Below are 15481 nucleotides of genomic sequence, written 5' to 3'. Positions count from 1 at the left end.
GGAAGAGCCCGCGCCGCGCGAACGCGCGGCGCCCGGCCCAACTGTGAAGGGCTTTCATTCAAAAGCCCGCGAGCAGGCGGGAGCCGCCGCCTACTCCCCCGCGGAAGCAGCCTGCGGACCGTCCTCCATCTCCGCCAGCCAGCCGTTGATCCGCTCCTTGTTGGCGCCCAGGTCGGACCGGCCGAACCGCAGCCGGGCATAGACCTTCAGCAGATCGCCGTCCTGCGCTGCGGTGGTGTAGTCGGGAAAGCCCAGCACCTGGGTGCGGGTGATATAGGTCACCATCCCGTCGTCCGGCCCGCCCGCCAGCACGCTGGTGCGCGGCGCCGTGCTGGCGATGCGGTGAAACCGCTCCAGCCCGTCCGGCCCGGCCCGAACCACCCGGAACACGCCGCCGCGGAACTCCTTGTCCTCGGTGAACTCCGGCTGGGTGTTCCAGTCCAGCGGATCGCTCGGCGCCAGCCGGACGAAGCCCAGCGCGGCAATGGCTGCGGCCAGCACCAGCCAGCCGAACAGCATCATCCGCCTCATTGCGGTTTCAAGGTCAAACCTTGCCTCCTCCTCCTCACGCGCGGCCCTCCCCCGGCCTGTCGCGCTGGCCGGACCGCTTATCTCGTTGCCACGCCCGGCAGCACGCACAGCAGCTCATAGAGCAGGTTGGCGCCCACCAGAGCCGTGTTGCCCGAGGGATCATAAGGCGGCGACACCTCCACCAGGTCGCAGCCCACGATGTTGACCCCCTTCAGCGACCGGATCAGCTCCAGCGCCTGCGGCGTTGTCAGCCCGCCGATTTCCGGCGTGCCGGTGCCCGGCGCATAGGCCGGGTCAAGACTATCGATATCATAGGAGACATAGACCGGCCTATTGCCGATATCGCGGCGAATTTCCGCACCCATCTGATGCAGCGAGCGGTTCCACAGCTCCTGCGCCGGGAAGTGCTGGAACCCCCAGCCCTGCGCCTCGGAAAAATCGGTGGCGGCATAGCCGGTGCCGCGGATGCCGATCTGATAGGTCTTGTCCGGTACGATCAGCCCTTCCTCGTAGGCGCGGCGGAACACCGTGCCATGGGTCTCCCGCTCGCCGAACATCTCGTCGTTCACATCGGCATGAGCATCCACATGCACCAGTGCCACCGGTCCGTATTTCTTGGCAATCGCACGCAGGATCGGCAGGGTGATCGAATGATCGCCGCCCATCGCCACCGGGATCACCCCGCCGGACAGGATCGCGTCATAGCTGTCTTCGATGATGCGCAGCGAATCCGGCAGCGAAAACGTGTTGATCGCCAGATCGCCGATATCGGCGATGTTCAGGCTGTCAAACGGCGCCGCCCCGGTCGCCATGTTGTAGGGCCGCAGCATCGCGCTTTCGGCCCGGATCTGCTTGGGGCCGAACCGAGTGCCCGACCGCCAGGATGTGCCGATGTCCATCGGCACCCCCAGAACAGCGACATCCAATCCATCCAGCGAGGTTGCCTGCGGCAGCCGCATGTAAGTGTTCGGCCCGGAGAACCGCGCCAGGTCGTTACCGCTGATCGGTTGATTGAAGTCAGTCATTGTCTCTCACGCTTCGGCCAAGACGGCGGAAAAGTTCCGCCGCCGCATGTCCCCGGCAATAACACCTGCGCCGCCGGTGTCAAAGAGCGGAGGCGGCCGCTGCGCCAGCGGCCGCGGAACTGGTGCAGACACGCCGCGCCTGCGCGGCTCCCTAGGCGTTCAGCGGCTGCGCCCGCTCCACCAGCCGGGCGAAGAAGGATGCGCCCACCGGGGCGATACCGTCATTGAAGTCGTACTTCGGATGGTGCAGCCCGGCGCTGTCACCCTGGCCCAGAAACAGGTAGGAACCCGGCCGCGCCTGCAGCATATAGGCAAAGTCCTCCGCCCCCATCTCGCGGCTGCCGTCCGCCTCTACTTTGCCCGCGCCGGAGATTTCCTGGGCAACCTCCACCGCAAAGGCCGTTTTTTCCGCGTCGTTGTAGGTCGCGGGGTAACCGACCTCGTAGTCCAGTTCCGCCTCGACGCCATAGCTTGCGGCCTGCCCCGCAACGATCTCCTTCATCCGCCGCATCACCATCTTCTGCACCTCCGGGTTGAAGGTGCGCACGGTGCCGTTGATGTAGGCGGTGTCGGGGATCACGTTGTCGACGGTGCCGGTATGGATCTGGGTGACGGAAACCACCAGATCCTCCAGTGTGTGGTGATTGCGGCTGACGATGGTCTGGATCGCCTGCGCAATGCCGCAGGCCGCCATCACCGGATCACGGGTCTCATGCGGCATGGCGCCATGGCCGCCCTTGCCCTGGATATGGATATCGAAGGTGTCCACCGCCGCCATCAGGGCGCCCGGCGTGGTCAGGAAATGACCCTCGGGCAGCCCCGGCGCATTGTGCAGCGCATAGACCTCGCCGATATCGAAGCGGTCCATGATGCCTTCCTCAACCATGATGCGGGCGCCGCCGATGGCCTCCTCCGCCGGCTGGAAGATAAGCGCAGCCCGGCCCCGGAAATTGCGGGTCTCCGCCAGATATTTCGCCGCCCCCAGCAGCATCGCGGTATGGCCGTCATGGCCGCAAGCGTGCATGTTGCCCGGATGGCCGGAGACGTATTCCACCCCGGTCTCCTCCGGGATCGGCAGCGCGTCCATATCAGCGCGCAGGCCGATGGTCGGCCCTTCTCCCTGCCCGTTGATGATCGCCACCATGCCGGTCTGCGCGATGCCCTCGTGCAGCTCATCCACCCCGAACTCCCGCAGCCGCTCCGCCACGAAGGCTGCCGTCTTGGGCAGGTCCAGCGCCAGTTCCGGGATCTGGTGCAGATGCCGCCGCCAGGCTTTCATCTCCTCGGCATAATCGGCAATACGGTTCACAACGGGCATTGGGGTGGACTCCTGCTTCAGACTCGGGATGATGCATCTGACACCGGAACAAGAGCAGCCGCAATGCAAGAAACAGACCTGATCCACGACCAGACCGCAGGCATCGAGCGCCTGCTGGAAATCATGGCACGCCTGCGCGACCCCGAAACCGGCTGCCCCTGGGACATCGAACAGGATTTCGCCAGCATCGCGCCTTACACCATTGAAGAGGCTTACGAAGTTGCCGACGCAATCGAACGCGAAGCCTGGGAGGAGCTGAAGGGCGAGCTGGGCGACCTGCTGTTCCAGTCCGTGTTCCACGCCCGGATGGCGCAGGAGGCGGGCCACTTCACCTTCCAGGACGTGGTCAGGACCATGTCGGACAAGATGGTCTCCCGCCACCCGCATGTGTTCGGCGGCGAAAGCCGTGAGAAATCCGCCGAACAGCAGACCCGGGACTGGGAGGCGATCAAGGCCGCCGAGCGCGCCGGCAAGGAGCAGCAGGGCACGCTGGACGGGGTCGCCGTCGGCCTGCCCGCCCTCTTGCGCGCTTACAAGCTGCAGAAACGTGCCGCCCGCGTCGGCTTTGACTGGCCGTCGGCAGACAATGTCATCGCCAAGATCACCGAGGAATGCGCCGAACTGGTCGAGGCCCGCGACAGCCTCTCCCAAGCGGAAGTCGAGGAAGAATTCGGCGACCTGCTGTTCGTGATGGCCAACCTGGGCCGCCATCTGGGGGTTGAGCCCGAAGCCGCCCTGCGCGCCGCCAACGCCAAATTCACCCGCCGCTTCGAGGGCGTGGAGGCCAAGCTCGCCGCCCGCGGCAAACGCCCCGAAGACAGCGATCTGGCCGAAATGGACGCCCTCTGGGATGAAGTGAAAGCAGACGAGCGCGCCTGAATGGGCGCCGCCTCTTCTTCTTTGCCCGAACACTCAAAGCCCGGCGGCCCTGCCGCCGGGGACTTCGGACAGGCGGTTCAGACCAGGTTGGCCTTTTTCAAGGACGATGAAATCGCCTTGTAGTCCTCGAGGATCTTCTCCTTCTTCGCCAGCTCTTTCCACAGCTTCTCGGCGGTTTTCCTGTCGTCCACGGCGACGTTCACCATCACTTCCTTCAGCTTCTTCACATCGGTGATGCCCAAAAGCTTGGCCGCCTTTTGGGGATCGCCCATGCCGTTCTCCGCGACATATTTCTTGTACTCGTCGCTGCCGGTGAACCCCATCACGTCCTTGTTCAGCATCAGCACGACTTCTTTCTTCCCGGTCTCGATGATCTTCTTCCAGTCACCGCTCTTGAAGTCGCCCTTGTCGGCCAGCGCCTTTGCGGCAAGATGGGTTTTGGAGGTGATGTTGACCGGCTCCTTGCCCTTCTTCTGATCCATGTAGCGGGTCCACAGCGATTCCGGGTTGCCCTTGTTCTGGGTGAACATGAACTCGTTCAGGCAATAGCGCCGCTTGCAGTAATCCATGTAGGCGGCGGTCATTTTCTTGTCTTTCAGGATATCGCCAACAACCTTGGGCTCTTTCGGCATGTCTTGCTTTCCCCGCGCAAAATCAATGTGTTTCCGGCCAACCAATGCCGTACCAATAAGACCCTTACCGGGCAGAAAAATCACCGCCTGCGCCCGCCGGGATCCCGCCGGTGACGCTGCGTAAGACAACTATAGAAAGCAAACGCAGGCGCAGCAAACTTCCGTCGCAGAAAATCCCCCGAAATTTGAGCAGACCTGCCCGGTGGCGGTTCAATCCCGGCGCAACAGCGCGTAGTCTCCAGGCTCACGATCAGCGGAGTCAGCCATGAGCGCCAGAAAAATCATCATCGACACCGACCCGGGACAGGATGATGCGGTCGCCATCCTGCTGGCGCTGGCCAGCCCCGAAGAGGTGGAGCTGCTCGGCATCACCTGTGTCGCAGGCAATGTGCCGCTTTCCCTTACCAGCAAGAACGCCCGCATCGTCTGCGAGGCGGCGGGCCGCACGGATGTGCCGGTCTACGCAGGCAGCAAGGCACCGCTGGCCCGGCCGCTGATCACAGCCGAACACGTGCATGGCCAGACCGGCCTCGACGGACCGCAGCTGTGGGAACCGGAAATGCCGCTGGCCGAAGGCTGCGGCGTCGATTTCATCATCGAAACCCTGCTCAGCCACGAGCCGGGCACCGTCACCCTGTGCACGCTGGGTCCGCTCACCAACGTCGCCGCCGCCTTCGGCAGGGCCCCCGCGGTCATCGAACGGGTGCAGGAAATCGTGATGATGGGCGGAGCCTATTTCGAGGTCGGCAACATCACTCCGGCCGCCGAATTCAACATCTATGTCGACCCGGAAGCCGCTGAAACCGTGTTCAGGTCCGGTGTCCCGGTCACCGTGATGCCACTGGACGTGACCCACAAGGTTCTGGCCACCAAACCGCGCGTCGAGGCGATCCGTGCCCTCGGTACACGCGTCGGGCATTTCACCGCGGAGATGCTGGATTTCTTTGAGCGTTTCGATGTGGAGAAATACGGCTCCGACGGCGGCCCGCTGCATGATCCCTGCGTCATCGCCTGGCTGCTCAGGCCGGAGCTGTTCTCCGGCCGCCATGTGAATGTCGAGATCGAAACCAAATCGGATCTGACGCTCGGCATGACCGTCGCCGACTGGTGGGGCGTTACAGACCGCAAGCCCAATGCCCTGTTCATCGGCGATGCCGACGCGGATAGCTTCTTCAAACTCCTCACCGAAAGGCTCGCCCGCCTATGAGCGCTGCCCTGCACCTGGCCAAACCCGAACACCTGGACACCGTGCTGGCCCTGGTTGCCGCCTTCCACGCCGAAACCGGGCTGGACAGCAGCGACGAGCACCGCCGCGCAGGGATCGAGCCGCTTTTGAACGGCCACCCCTACGGCGCCGTCTACCTGATCGGCCCGACCCGGGCACCGATCGGCTATATCGTCATCACCTTCGGCTGGTCGGTGGAATTCGGCGGCATGGACGGTTTTGTCGATGAGCTGTACATCCGCCCCGCCGTGCGCGGACGCGGCATCGCAACCGAGGTGCTGACCGAGCTGCCGAAATCGCTGGCGACTGCCGGCATGCGCGCCCTGCACCTGGAAGTGAGCCGGGAAAACGAAACCGCCCAGCGGCTCTATCTGCGGACCCGCTTCCAGCCGCGCAAAAACTACATTCTGATGTCCAAGAACCTGTAGCGCTCCTCCCCCGGTTTTAACGCAGCCCGGCTGTTTTTCCGGCGGAACGCAATCATCACCTTTTGCCCGGTGACGCCAGACGGTCCAGGTCCGGCAAAAGACCGCCGTCGAGCCCCCCCGTCAGGCGGTTCTGCGCCTGCGGCAGCGGTCCGGGTAAAGAATGCGGAACCATCGCCCCGAAGCCGGCGTTATAGTACCGTCTGCGGCCCGCAAACTGGCCGCCCCGAACCTGAAAATGGAGAAATTACATGACTTTCCGCTGGATCCCTGCACTTGCAAGTTCTGCTGTCCTTGGTTTGGGCGCCTGCACCAACCTGACCCCGGAACAGCGCACCGTTGCCGGTGTTGCTGGCGGCGCCGCAGCCGGTCTGATCGCTGCCGATGCACTCAAGGCCGACGATGACTGGCGCCTGATTGCAGCCCTCGGCGGCGCCGCCGCAGGCACTCTGGTTGCGCAAAACAACCAGACCCGGCAGTGCGCCTATTCCCGCGGCGACGGCACCTATTACACCGCCCCGTGCTAACAGAATTCAATCTGGCGCCCTCCCCCGGCAAGGGCGCCAGATGTTCAGATGCGGCCCGGTGTCAGATCAGGCCGCCTATCTGGACTCAGCGTATTTCCCCGCCAAGGTTCAGCCGTTTGACCGGATCATCCGCCGAGGCGGCCTGCCCGCTGAACGGATAGGTTCCCGGTTCGCTGCATCCCAGAAGAGTTGAAAGAACTGCACAGATTGCCACTGTGCGCAAAGCCCGCATCGTCATGGCCTGTTCCCCTTTCCCGCAGCGCCTGCTGCGCCGCGCAGAGAAAGGGTAACATGAGGCAGGCGGAAGCGTCTGTGATCCGGGCCACATAACCGGCAGTGGCTGGCTATTAGCCTTCCGCTATCTCCGCAGCCACGTCCCGCCCCAGCTGTTCCGCATCAAACCCCGGCCCGCACGGCACAGAGATCAGGCGGCCGGCCTGCAGGGGGTATCCATCCTCCAGGTCCCGCATCCGCTGCAGGACACCGGCACAGCGGCGCGCATGGTCCGGCCCTTCCTGCGGTTCGATGCGGGCGCAGAACCTTTCCGCCGCATCTGAAGCGCTGCAGGCGCAGTGCACCTCCACCACCGTGTCATAGCGCTGCAGCCATCCGGCCGGTGTCCCGGATCCAGCGCCCGCACCGCGCGGCTGCCACTGCGCCACCAGCACGCAGCAATCCAGCGCCTCCGCCGCCGTCTGAAACAACCGGTCGCTGTCCCGGTTCAGCTGCCTGAGCTGCTCCGGCCCGGCCTCTCCGGCACGGGCGGACAGAACCTCCAGGAAATCGTTCCGGACCAGACAGGGCCAGCTTAACTGCCGTGCCAGGGCATGCCCCAGCGCTGCTTTGCCGCTGGCTGGCAGGCCTGTCAGGATAATGGCCGTCTTCATCGTCTTGCCTTGCTTCGCCCAAACCCAGACTTATCACCTGCGGCGCGATACCCGCATAGGTTTTCACAGAAACGGGAAAAATTGCGGAAATTTGCCGCATCGCCCGGCTTCATCCAGCCCGGCCCCGGCTGCGGCCGGATCACCATGTCCCGGATCCCGAACCGCCGCCCTGCGGCACCGGTCCCCGCACCAGCGAACACCTTTTTGCCCCTTTGGCCCGCATCCCGGCACACATCGCATCCCGCTGCCGGCTTAGGCAGTATTCGCAGGGCATTCGACCAAACCTGCTGCCTGTGCCAGCCTCTCCGCCTTTACTCAGCCTGGCGGGCAAAGCAAAAGCCCCGCCGTGCGGCGGGGCTTTCAGGCAGGCGAGTACCGCCATCCGCGGGCGCCAGGCGCCTTACTTGAGGATGGAGCGGCCCGCGTATTCGGCCACTTCGCCCAGCGCCTCCTCGATGCGGATCAGCTGGTTGTATTTCGCGAGCCGGTCGGAGCGCGCCAGCGAGCCGGTCTTGATCTGGCCGCAATTGGTGGCAACCGCCAGATCCGCAATGGTGGCATCCTCGGTTTCGCCCGAGCGGTGCGACATCACGTTGGTGTAGCGCGCGCGATGCGCCATATCGACCGCCTTCAGGGTCTCGGTCAGGGAGCCGATCTGGTTCACCTTCACCAGCATCGAGTTGGCCACACCGCGCTCGATGCCCTCGGCCAGGCGGGCCGGGTTGGTCACGAACAGATCGTCGCCCACCAGCTGCACAGAGTTGCCGATTTTGTCGGTCAGCAGCTTCCAGCCGTCCCAGTCATCTTCGGACATTCCGTCTTCGATGGAGATGATCGGATAGTCGTTGACCAGAGCCGCCAGATAGTCGGCGTTTTCCTCGGAGGTCAGCGATTTGCCTTCACCCGCCAGGACATATTTGCCGTCCTTGTAGTATTCGGTCGCCGCGCAATCGAGCGCCAGGTAGATCTCTTCGCCGGGCTTGTAGCCTGCTTTCTCAATCGACTTCAGGATGAAATCCAGCGCTTCGCGGGAGGAGCCGATGTTCGGGGCAAAGCCGCCCTCGTCGCCGATGCCGGTGCTGAGGCCTGCCGCCGACAGCTCTTTCTTCAGAGTGTGGAACACTTCGGAGCCCATGCGCACCGCGTCGCGGATGTTATCCGCGGCCACCGGCATGATCATGAATTCCTGGATGTCGATCGGGTTATCGGCATGCTCGCCGCCGTTGATGATGTTCATCATCGGCACCGGCAGCACGCGGGCCGAGGTGCCGCCGATGTAGCGGTAGAGCGGCTGGGTGGTGAAATCGGCGGCGGCCTTGGCCACTGCCATCGACACGCCCAGGATCGCATTGGCGCCCAGACGGCCTTTGTTGTCGGTGCCGTCCAGCTCGATCATCGCCTGGTCAACGGCCACCTGCTCGGTCGCGTCAAAGCCGACCAGTTCTTCGGCGATTTCGCCGTTCACCGCGGCCACCGCTTCCAGCACGCCCTTGCCCATATAACGGGACTTGTCGCCGTCACGCTTCTCCACCGCCTCGTAGGCGCCGGTCGAGGCGCCCGAGGGCACCGCCGCGCGGCCCATGGTGCCGTCTTCCAGGATCACGTCAACCTCAACCGTCGGGTTGCCCCGGCTGTCGAGGATTTCACGGGCGTGAATGTCGATAATGGTGCTCATCTGTCCGTCCTTGGTTGGTGCCTGAAAGCGGCGCGGTCTGTTGCCAGCGTCATACCAGCCGCTGCCGGAAAGTAAACCGGGCTCGTTATCGCTAACACGCATAAAAGCGGCGGTTTAGGGCTAACAATGCCCTGTTTGCGCCAACAGCTCCGCAGAACCTGCCGCCGTCCGCCGCCCTGGGACTTCAGGCCGCAGCCGCTGCCGCAGTCGCCCTGCGGGCGCGCCGGGCCAGCCGCTGCTCCCGGACAAATGTGTACAGACCGGACCCGATGATCAGCGAGGCCCCGGCCAGGGTCAGCGTGTCAGGCCGCTCGCCGAAGACGATGACACCGACGAGAATCGAAAACAGCAGCCTCGTGTAGCGGAACGGGGTGACCGCCGAAGCATCACCGATCCGCATCGCCACCACGATGCCGTAATAGCCCATGACGCCAAAGACGATGCCGCCCAGCATCATGCCGTATTCGCCGCCCTCCAGCATCCGCGCCTCGCCCGGCGTGAAGGCCAGCAGCAAGCCGCCCGCCAGAACCAATGACAGATAGGCCTGAAAGCTCACCACCGAGGAGGGCACCGCGCTGTCCATAACCCGGGTCATCAGATCGCGTGCAGCCACGCCCAGGACGGCGACAATCACCAGCAGCGCCGCGGGCTCGAATCCGTCCAGCCCGGGCCGGATAATCAGCAGCACCCCGGCAAAGCCGGTGCAGATCGCCAGCCAGCGCCGCCAGCCCACATCTTCGCCCAGGAACAGCGCCGCGCCCATGGTGATCACCAGCGGGGTTGCCTGGAACACGGCGGCCACGGTGGAGATGTCGACAAGCGCCAGCGCCGAGGCAAACCCCATCGCCGAAACCGCCTCGGTTCCCGCCCGCAGCACCGGCTTCAACCGCCAGGCCCGCGGCGCGAACAGGGCGTTGCCCTGCAGCTTGGCCATCACCGCAAAGATCAGCCCGCAGCCCAGCCCCAGGCAGATCAGGATCTCGCCAACCGGCAATGAGCCTGCCATCTGCTTGATAAACATGTCCTCAAGAGTGAAGGCCGCCATGGAGGCGATGACCAGCAGAATGCCGTGCAGATTGTTCATGTTCGCGCGTCCCGTCTTTCAAACCGCCAGAATGCCGGTCCGTCCGGGCAAAAGACATCAGCGCCCAAGCGCCGGCAACTCTGTTTCCGACCTCGAAACATGACAAGTCGTGAGCACACACATCAATTCTTGTGATGCGCCGCCTGCCCGCGAACCTGCGGAGCTGTCACTTTTCTCCAAGAACTCAGTCCTTGCGGCGGGTTCAATCCGCCTTGCGCGGCACCCCGTAAAGCTCCAGCTTGTGACCGCGCAGCTCATATCCCAGCTTGCGGGCAATCCGTTCCTGCAGCTCTTCGATCTCGGGATCGCAGAACTCGATCACCTCACCGGAATTCATGTCGATCAGATGGTCGTGATGCTCCCGCTCCGCGTCTTCGTAGCGCGCGCGCCCGTCACCGAACTCCAGCCGCTCCAGAATGCCCGCTTCCTCGAACAGCTTTACCGTCCGGTAGACCGTGGCGATCGAAATGCCTGCATCCATCGCGCTGGCTCGGGCATACAGCTCTTCGACATCCGGATGATCATCGCTGTCCTGCAGCACCTGGGCGATCACCCGGCGCTGGCCGGTCATGCGCAGCCCCTTGCGCTCGCAGCGGGCGATAATCGTCTTTGCCATTGGCGTCCTCGCGGTTTTCTGGGGTTCCTCTTTAACGGATGCGTTTGCCCGCGAAAACCGGCTTTTCGCCTGCATCAGCAGTTGACAAACGGCTTATCCACAGCCATTTGGCTCCCAGGCATCCCTCCCTGCCGCGTGAGCAGAGACCAGAACCGGACGCACCGCCTGTGCGTGACAGACCATCCGGGGTCTAGTGATATGCCGCCATTCCCAAAATCACGCGTGGGGATTGCAGAGGCCAGCGGCCTGGCATCCGGCCAGCGCGCGCCCGAGGTCCCTGCCCCGCATGAAACCGCTGCCGTGCAGCGGACCCGGCCAGTGCAGACCGCAGGGCCGTGAAAGGACGATACGTGACTGAATTTTCGACCATGGGGCTGCCTGAGAAGCTCCTCGCCCGCCTCAAGGACATGGGTCTCAATGACCCCACCCCGATCCAGGCCCGCGCCATTCCCCATGCCCTGAACGGCAAGGACGTGCTGGGCCTGGCCCAGACCGGCACCGGCAAGACCGCCGCCTTCGGCGTGCCGCTGGTTGCACGGATGCTGGAATACGGCCGCAAGCCTGCCGCGATGACCGTGCGCGGCCTTGTGCTGGCCCCCACCCGCGAACTGGCAAACCAGATCGCCGACACGCTGAAGGGCCTTACCGAAGGCACCCCGATGAAAGTCGGCCTGGTGGTCGGCGGCGTCTCCATCAACCCGCAGATCGCCCGCATCGCCAAGGGCACCGACATCCTGGTCGCCACCCCGGGCCGCCTGATCGACATCCTCGACCGCGGCGCGCTGGACCTCGGCTCCTGCGACTTCCTGGTGCTCGATGAGGCCGACCAGATGCTGGACCTCGGCTTCATCCACACCCTGCGCAAGATCGCGGCGCTGATCCCGGCCGAGCGCCAGACCATGCTGTTCTCGGCCACCATGCCCAAGCAGATGAACGAAATCGCAAATTCGTATCTGCAAAGCCCGGTCCGGATCGAGGTCTCGCCTCCGGGCAAGGCCGCCGACAAGATCACCCAGTCGGTGCATTTCATCGCAAAGGCCGCCAAGCTGGACCTGCTGAAGGAACTGCTGAACGAGCACAAGGATGAGCGCACCCTGGTCTTCGGGCGCACCAAATGGGGGATGGAAAAGCTGATGAAGACGCTGGACAAGGCGGGTTTCTCGGCGGCTGCCATCCACGGCAACAAGAGCCAGGGCCAGCGCGAACGCGCCCTGGCCGCCTTCAAGGAAGGCGAGATCAAGGTGCTGGTCGCCACCGACGTGGCGGCGCGCGGCCTGGATATTCCGGACGTGAAATACGTGTACAACTACGAGTTGCCGAATGTGCCGGACGCCTATGTCCACCGCATCGGCCGCACCGCCCGCGCAGGCAAGGACGGCCAGGCGGTCGCCTTCTGCGCCCCGGATGAAATGGACGACCTGAAGGCGATCCAGAAAGTGATGAAAATCTCCATCCCCGTCGCCTCCGGCCGCGCCTGGGAAGCCATGCCCGACCCGGCAGCCCCCGCAGGCAAACCGGGCGGCCGTCCCGGCGGGCGCCGCGGCGGCAAACCCGGCGGTCAGCGCCGCCGTGGCGGTGGCGGCGGCAACAGCCAGGGCAAGCCGCAGGCCGGCAAGCCCGGCAACGCCCAGCGCCGCAGCCAGAAGCAGCGCGCGCGCTAACCCTCCGTGCTGACCCGGGTCAACGACGGCAAAGCCGCAGCGCGCCAGCGCTGTTCATCCTTGACGCGGATCAGCACATAAAACACTTGCAATGGCGCTTAAGGGCAAACCTGCCCTTAAGCGCCTCTCAGCAGAAAACAGCGCTGCGCAGCAGCGCCGGGCCCAAAGCCGCAAGGGGGCTGCAGGCGCAGCCTGAAGCACCTGCGGACGCGGGAGCGCTCACTCTTCAAAGGCAGTCAGACAGCCCGCAAATCCGCCCAGACCGGCAGATGGTCCGAGGCGATATGCGCCGGCCGCTTGCCATGCACCCCATGCGCCACCGCTTTCAGCCGCTTGCAATGGGCAATCCTATCCAGCGGACCCAGCGGACGCAGCGCCGGAAAACTGGGCCGTGGCGGCAGAAAGGTCAGCGCCGGGGCGATATGCTCCAGCACCTGGGTGCGCGACCATTCGTTGAAATCTCCCGCCAGCACCACGGCTGCGTCATCGCGCTTCGCGGCCCGCGCCAGGGTGTGCATCTGCTCACGCCGCGCCCGGCCGGTCAGCCCCAGATGCGCGCCGATCACCCGCACCGGCCCCAGCGCCGTCTCCAGCTCCACCCAGACGGCGCCGCGCGGCTCCAGCCCCGGCAGCGCGATATGGCCCTTGGCCCGCAGTTGCACCCCGTTCCGGTACAGCACCGCGTTGCCATGCCAGCCCAGCGAGCCGGCGCCGCCAAGGTCCGCCGCCTGCCAGCCGGTTTCCTCGACCAGGAAATGCGGCAGCGCCGCGGGCCGCGGCGGCAGCCGCTTGTCGGCCTCCTGCAGCACCGCCACATCAGCCTTGAGCCCCTCCAGCACCTGCAGGATGCGCTCCGGCCGCCGGCGCAGGTCCATGCCGACGCACTTCTGAATGTTGTAGGTGGCGATCCGCATCGTGTCAGGCAGGGATTTTTCTGGCATTTGCTTGTCCCGGGTCTCAACCAGAGTGTGGCTCAGGACACCGCTCCGGCACAACAGTCATCCCGCCGCAGAGCGGCAGCAGGGGGCGGTCTGCCCCCGCTCAATTCACCTGCGGCATAAACCCAGCCGGATGAACCGCGGATCAGGTGCCGCAGAATGTCGCCTGCACCACTTCTTCCGGCAAAGGCGGGCGCTGCAGGTCGCTATGCTCCGGCTGATCCCGGTAAGGGGCGGCCAGCACCGCGCTCAGGCGGTGGAACAGCGCGTAATCGCCCGCGACCGCGCCTGCGATCATCTCCTCGATCCGGTGGTTGCGCGGGATGAAGGCCGGGTTAGCAGCGCGCATCACCGCCTCAGGATCCGGTTCATCCGCCAGCCGCGCCTGCCAGTCATTCTCCCAGGCATCGAAGGCTGCGGGATCGGTGAACTGGTCCCGTGCCTTGCCCTCCGCCAGTGCGCGGAAGGTATTGGTGAAATCGCTCTGGTTCTCTGCCATCCGCCCCAGCAGCGAAGTGACCAGTTCCAGGTCGCCGTCCTGCGCCGAGGTGATCCCCAGCTTGGCCCGGAAGCGGGTCAGCCAGGCCGCCTCGGTCAGCGCGGGCATCGCATGCACAATTTCGGTCGCTTCCTCCACTCCCGCCTCCGGGTCATCCAGCTGCTGTATCAGCGCGGTGGCCAGCTGCGCCAGGTTCCACACCGCAATGGTCGGCTGGTTGGCATAGGCATAGCGCCGCCCGCGGTCGATCGAGGAGAACACCGTGTGCGGGTGGTAGACATCCATGAAGGCGCACGGCCCGTAATCGATGGTCTCACCGGAAATCGAGAAGTTGTCGGTGTTCATCACCCCGTGAATGAATCCCACGCTCATCCAGGCAGCAATCAGCTGTGATTGCGCATCGCGCACGGCGCGCAGCAGCCCCATCGGCCCGTCGGCCTCAGGGTAGTGGCGCGCGATGGCATATTCTGTAAGCCGCTGCAGGCTAACCTTGTCGCCCCGCGCGGCGAACACTTGGAAGGTGCCAACGCGCAGATGGCTTGCCGCCACCCGGGTCAGCACCGCACCGGGCAGGCCGCCTTCGCGCCAGACGGTCTCGCCGGTCTCCACTGCCGCCAGCGCCCGCGTGGTGGGAATGCCAAGCGCGTGCATCGCCTCGCTCACCACATATTCGCGCAGCACCGGCCCCAGCCAGGCGCGCCCGTCGCCGCCCCGCGAGTACGGCGTGCGGCCCGAGCCCTTCAGCTGGATGTCCCGGCGCTTGCCGTCGGTTCCGACGGTCTCGCCCAGCAGAATCGCGCGCCCGTCGCCCAGCTGCGGATTGTAGGTCCCGAACTGATGCCCGGAGTAAAGCTGCGCCAGCGGATCGGCCCCCTCAGGTACCTGATTGCCGCTGAACACCTCGGCCATCTCCACCGCCTCACCGGGCGCGATCCCCATGATCCGCGCCAGATCCTCGTTGAAGGCCACCAGCCTGGGCGCCTTCACCGCCTGCGGCGGCAGTTTGGAGTAGAACTGCCCCGGCAGGGCGGCATAGGTGTTGTCAAAGGGGATCATGAGTGTCATGGCCCAAACATATGACTGGAATAGAGATTTACCAGCACCAAAGCAGGGAGAGCAGCAATGGACGCAGACCGGATCATCCAGCACCTGGGCCTGCAGCAGCACCCCGAAGGCGGCTGGTACAAGGAAACCTGGCGCGCGGAGAATGAAGGCCGCCCCGCAGGCACCTGTATTTACTTTCTTTTGAAGGCTGGCGAGCGCAGCCACTGGCACCGCGTCGACGCGGCGGAAATCTGGCTCTACCACTCCGGCGCGCCGCTGGTGCTGTCGATGGCGGCGACCGATGCAGGCCCGGCGCAGGACCACCTGCTCACCCCTGACCTCACCAAGGGAGCGCCGCAGCTGATTGTGCCTCAGGGCCACTGGCAGGCTGCCCGCAGCACCGGGGACTACACACTGGTCAGCTGCACGGTTTCGCCGGGGTTCCAGTTCGAGGGGTTTGAACTTGCAGACCCCGATTTCGATATCCCGCGCGGCTGACCCGGCCCTTGCGGCGA

The 15481-nt window shown here is 64.9% G+C and carries 16 protein-coding genes; 6 read left to right on the top strand and 10 right to left on the bottom strand.

What is annotated here, in order from left to right:
* Positions 1-90: 90 nt before the first annotated feature.
* From KUV26_RS01270 to KUV26_RS01260, 3 genes are all read right to left on the bottom strand, one after another.
* Entirely contained in the window at positions 91-531 is a 441-nt protein-coding gene (locus KUV26_RS01270) for a DUF1499 domain-containing protein (protein WP_222502331.1), read from the bottom strand.
* 77 nt (positions 532-608) lie between these two features.
* Entirely contained in the window at positions 609-1556 is a 948-nt protein-coding gene (gene speB / locus KUV26_RS01265) for an agmatinase (RefSeq protein ID WP_222502330.1), read from the bottom strand.
* Positions 1557-1707: 151 nt separating this feature from the next.
* A complete protein-coding gene (locus KUV26_RS01260) occupies positions 1708-2874 on the bottom strand; it encodes a M20 aminoacylase family protein (RefSeq protein ID WP_222507065.1) in 1167 nt (388 codons plus the stop codon).
* Positions 2875-2937: 63 nt separating this feature from the next.
* Between KUV26_RS01260 and mazG the strand changes: the two genes are divergently transcribed.
* On the top strand, positions 2938-3753 hold the full coding sequence (gene mazG / locus KUV26_RS01255) for a nucleoside triphosphate pyrophosphohydrolase (RefSeq protein ID WP_222507064.1): 816 nt from the start codon (positions 2938-2940) through the stop codon (positions 3751-3753).
* Between the two features lie 77 nt (positions 3754-3830).
* Here the strand turns inward: mazG and KUV26_RS01250 are convergent, their stop codons facing one another.
* Positions 3831-4385, bottom strand: coding sequence for a hypothetical protein (locus KUV26_RS01250; protein WP_222507063.1), 555 nt, complete (start codon positions 4383-4385; stop codon positions 3831-3833).
* A 265-nt stretch (positions 4386-4650) separates the two neighbouring features.
* On the opposite strand from KUV26_RS01250, the gene KUV26_RS01245 reads away from it, so the two are divergent.
* The 3 genes from KUV26_RS01245 (at position 4651) to KUV26_RS01235 (ending at position 6562) form a co-directional block, all read left to right on the top strand.
* On the top strand, positions 4651-5592 hold the full coding sequence (locus tag KUV26_RS01245) for a nucleoside hydrolase (RefSeq protein ID WP_222507062.1): 942 nt from the start codon (positions 4651-4653) through the stop codon (positions 5590-5592).
* A complete protein-coding gene (locus KUV26_RS01240) occupies positions 5589-6038 on the top strand; it encodes a GNAT family N-acetyltransferase (RefSeq protein ID WP_222502325.1) in 450 nt (149 codons plus the stop codon). Before KUV26_RS01245 ends, KUV26_RS01240 begins: the two co-directional genes overlap by 4 nt.
* Positions 6039-6286: 248 nt before the next feature.
* Entirely contained in the window at positions 6287-6562 is a 276-nt protein-coding gene (locus KUV26_RS01235) for a glycine zipper 2TM domain-containing protein (protein ID WP_019298551.1), read from the top strand.
* A gap of 347 nt (positions 6563-6909) precedes the next feature.
* On the opposite strand, the gene KUV26_RS01230 is transcribed toward KUV26_RS01235, so the two are convergent.
* The 4 genes from KUV26_RS01230 to KUV26_RS01215 form a co-directional block, all read right to left on the bottom strand.
* Positions 6910-7449 carry a hypothetical protein gene (locus KUV26_RS01230; protein WP_222507061.1) on the bottom strand — a complete coding sequence of 180 codons (540 nt, stop codon included), beginning with the start codon at positions 7447-7449 and terminating at the stop codon, positions 6910-6912.
* A gap of 400 nt (positions 7450-7849) precedes the next feature.
* Entirely contained in the window at positions 7850-9124 is a 1275-nt protein-coding gene (eno, locus tag KUV26_RS01225; protein WP_222507060.1) for a phosphopyruvate hydratase, read from the bottom strand.
* A 184-nt stretch (positions 9125-9308) separates the two neighbouring features.
* A complete protein-coding gene (locus KUV26_RS01220) occupies positions 9309-10208 on the bottom strand; it encodes a DMT family transporter (protein WP_222507059.1) in 900 nt (299 codons plus the stop codon).
* A gap of 202 nt (positions 10209-10410) precedes the next feature.
* Positions 10411-10824 (bottom strand): Fur family transcriptional regulator, encoded by a 414-nt coding sequence (locus tag KUV26_RS01215; RefSeq protein WP_222502321.1) that lies wholly within the window; start codon positions 10822-10824, stop codon positions 10411-10413.
* A gap of 350 nt (positions 10825-11174) precedes the next feature.
* Here KUV26_RS01215 and KUV26_RS01210 point away from each other — a divergent pair, with 350 nt between their 5' ends.
* Complete coding sequence (locus KUV26_RS01210; protein ID WP_315900049.1) at positions 11175-12485, top strand: DEAD/DEAH box helicase; 1311 nt, start codon at positions 11175-11177, stop codon at positions 12483-12485.
* 236 nt (positions 12486-12721) lie between these two features.
* On the opposite strand, the gene KUV26_RS01205 is transcribed toward KUV26_RS01210, so the two are convergent.
* Together KUV26_RS01205 and KUV26_RS01200 are read right to left on the bottom strand one after the other, a co-directional pair.
* Positions 12722-13426, bottom strand: a complete 705-nt coding sequence (locus tag KUV26_RS01205; protein WP_222502320.1) for an endonuclease/exonuclease/phosphatase family protein — start codon at positions 13424-13426, stop codon at positions 12722-12724.
* Positions 13427-13568: 142 nt separating this feature from the next.
* The gene (locus KUV26_RS01200; protein WP_222507058.1) at positions 13569-14987 is read right to left on the bottom strand and encodes a protein adenylyltransferase SelO; all 1419 of its coding nucleotides are present in this window, start codon (positions 14985-14987) and stop codon (positions 13569-13571) included.
* 57 nt (positions 14988-15044) lie between these two features.
* Here KUV26_RS01200 and KUV26_RS01195 point away from each other — a divergent pair, with 57 nt between their 5' ends.
* Entirely contained in the window at positions 15045-15464 is a 420-nt protein-coding gene (locus tag KUV26_RS01195; protein WP_222507057.1) for a cupin domain-containing protein, read from the top strand.
* Positions 15465-15481 lie beyond the last annotated feature (17 nt).

This window comes from Leisingera daeponensis, from assembly GCF_019801465.1.
GTDB lineage: Bacteria > Pseudomonadota > Alphaproteobacteria > Rhodobacterales > Rhodobacteraceae > Leisingera > Leisingera daeponensis_A.
Note: the sequence above shows the minus strand (reverse complement) of the source record. Positions and strands in the feature narration are given on the sequence as shown.

What these genes read in the sequence shown, in the direction of transcription:
- KUV26_RS01270 (WP_222502331.1), bottom strand. Translation starts at nt 531, where the DNA reads ATGAGGCGGATGATGCTGTTCGGCTGGCTGGTGCTGGCCGCAGCCATT.
- speB (WP_222502330.1), bottom strand. Translation starts at nt 1,556, where the DNA reads ATGACTGACTTCAATCAACCGATCAGCGGTAACGACCTGGCGCGGTTC.
- KUV26_RS01260 (WP_222507065.1), bottom strand. Translation starts at nt 2,874, where the DNA reads ATGCCCGTTGTGAACCGTATTGCCGATTATGCCGAGGAGATGAAAGCC.
- mazG (WP_222507064.1), top strand. Translation starts at nt 2,938, where the DNA reads ATGCAAGAAACAGACCTGATCCACGACCAGACCGCAGGCATCGAGCGC.
- KUV26_RS01250 (WP_222507063.1), bottom strand. Translation starts at nt 4,385, where the DNA reads ATGCCGAAAGAGCCCAAGGTTGTTGGCGATATCCTGAAAGACAAGAAA.
- KUV26_RS01245 (WP_222507062.1), top strand. Translation starts at nt 4,651, where the DNA reads ATGAGCGCCAGAAAAATCATCATCGACACCGACCCGGGACAGGATGAT.
- KUV26_RS01240 (WP_222502325.1), top strand. Translation starts at nt 5,589, where the DNA reads ATGAGCGCTGCCCTGCACCTGGCCAAACCCGAACACCTGGACACCGTG.
- KUV26_RS01235 (WP_019298551.1), top strand. Translation starts at nt 6,287, where the DNA reads ATGACTTTCCGCTGGATCCCTGCACTTGCAAGTTCTGCTGTCCTTGGT.
- KUV26_RS01230 (WP_222507061.1), bottom strand. Translation starts at nt 7,449, where the DNA reads ATGAAGACGGCCATTATCCTGACAGGCCTGCCAGCCAGCGGCAAAGCA.
- eno (WP_222507060.1), bottom strand. Translation starts at nt 9,124, where the DNA reads ATGAGCACCATTATCGACATTCACGCCCGTGAAATCCTCGACAGCCGG.
- KUV26_RS01220 (WP_222507059.1), bottom strand. Translation starts at nt 10,208, where the DNA reads ATGAACAATCTGCACGGCATTCTGCTGGTCATCGCCTCCATGGCGGCC.
- KUV26_RS01215 (WP_222502321.1), bottom strand. Translation starts at nt 10,824, where the DNA reads ATGGCAAAGACGATTATCGCCCGCTGCGAGCGCAAGGGGCTGCGCATG.
- KUV26_RS01205 (WP_222502320.1), bottom strand. Translation starts at nt 13,426, where the DNA reads ATGCCAGAAAAATCCCTGCCTGACACGATGCGGATCGCCACCTACAAC.
- KUV26_RS01200 (WP_222507058.1), bottom strand. Translation starts at nt 14,987, where the DNA reads ATGACACTCATGATCCCCTTTGACAACACCTATGCCGCCCTGCCGGGG.
- KUV26_RS01195 (WP_222507057.1), top strand. Translation starts at nt 15,045, where the DNA reads ATGGACGCAGACCGGATCATCCAGCACCTGGGCCTGCAGCAGCACCCC.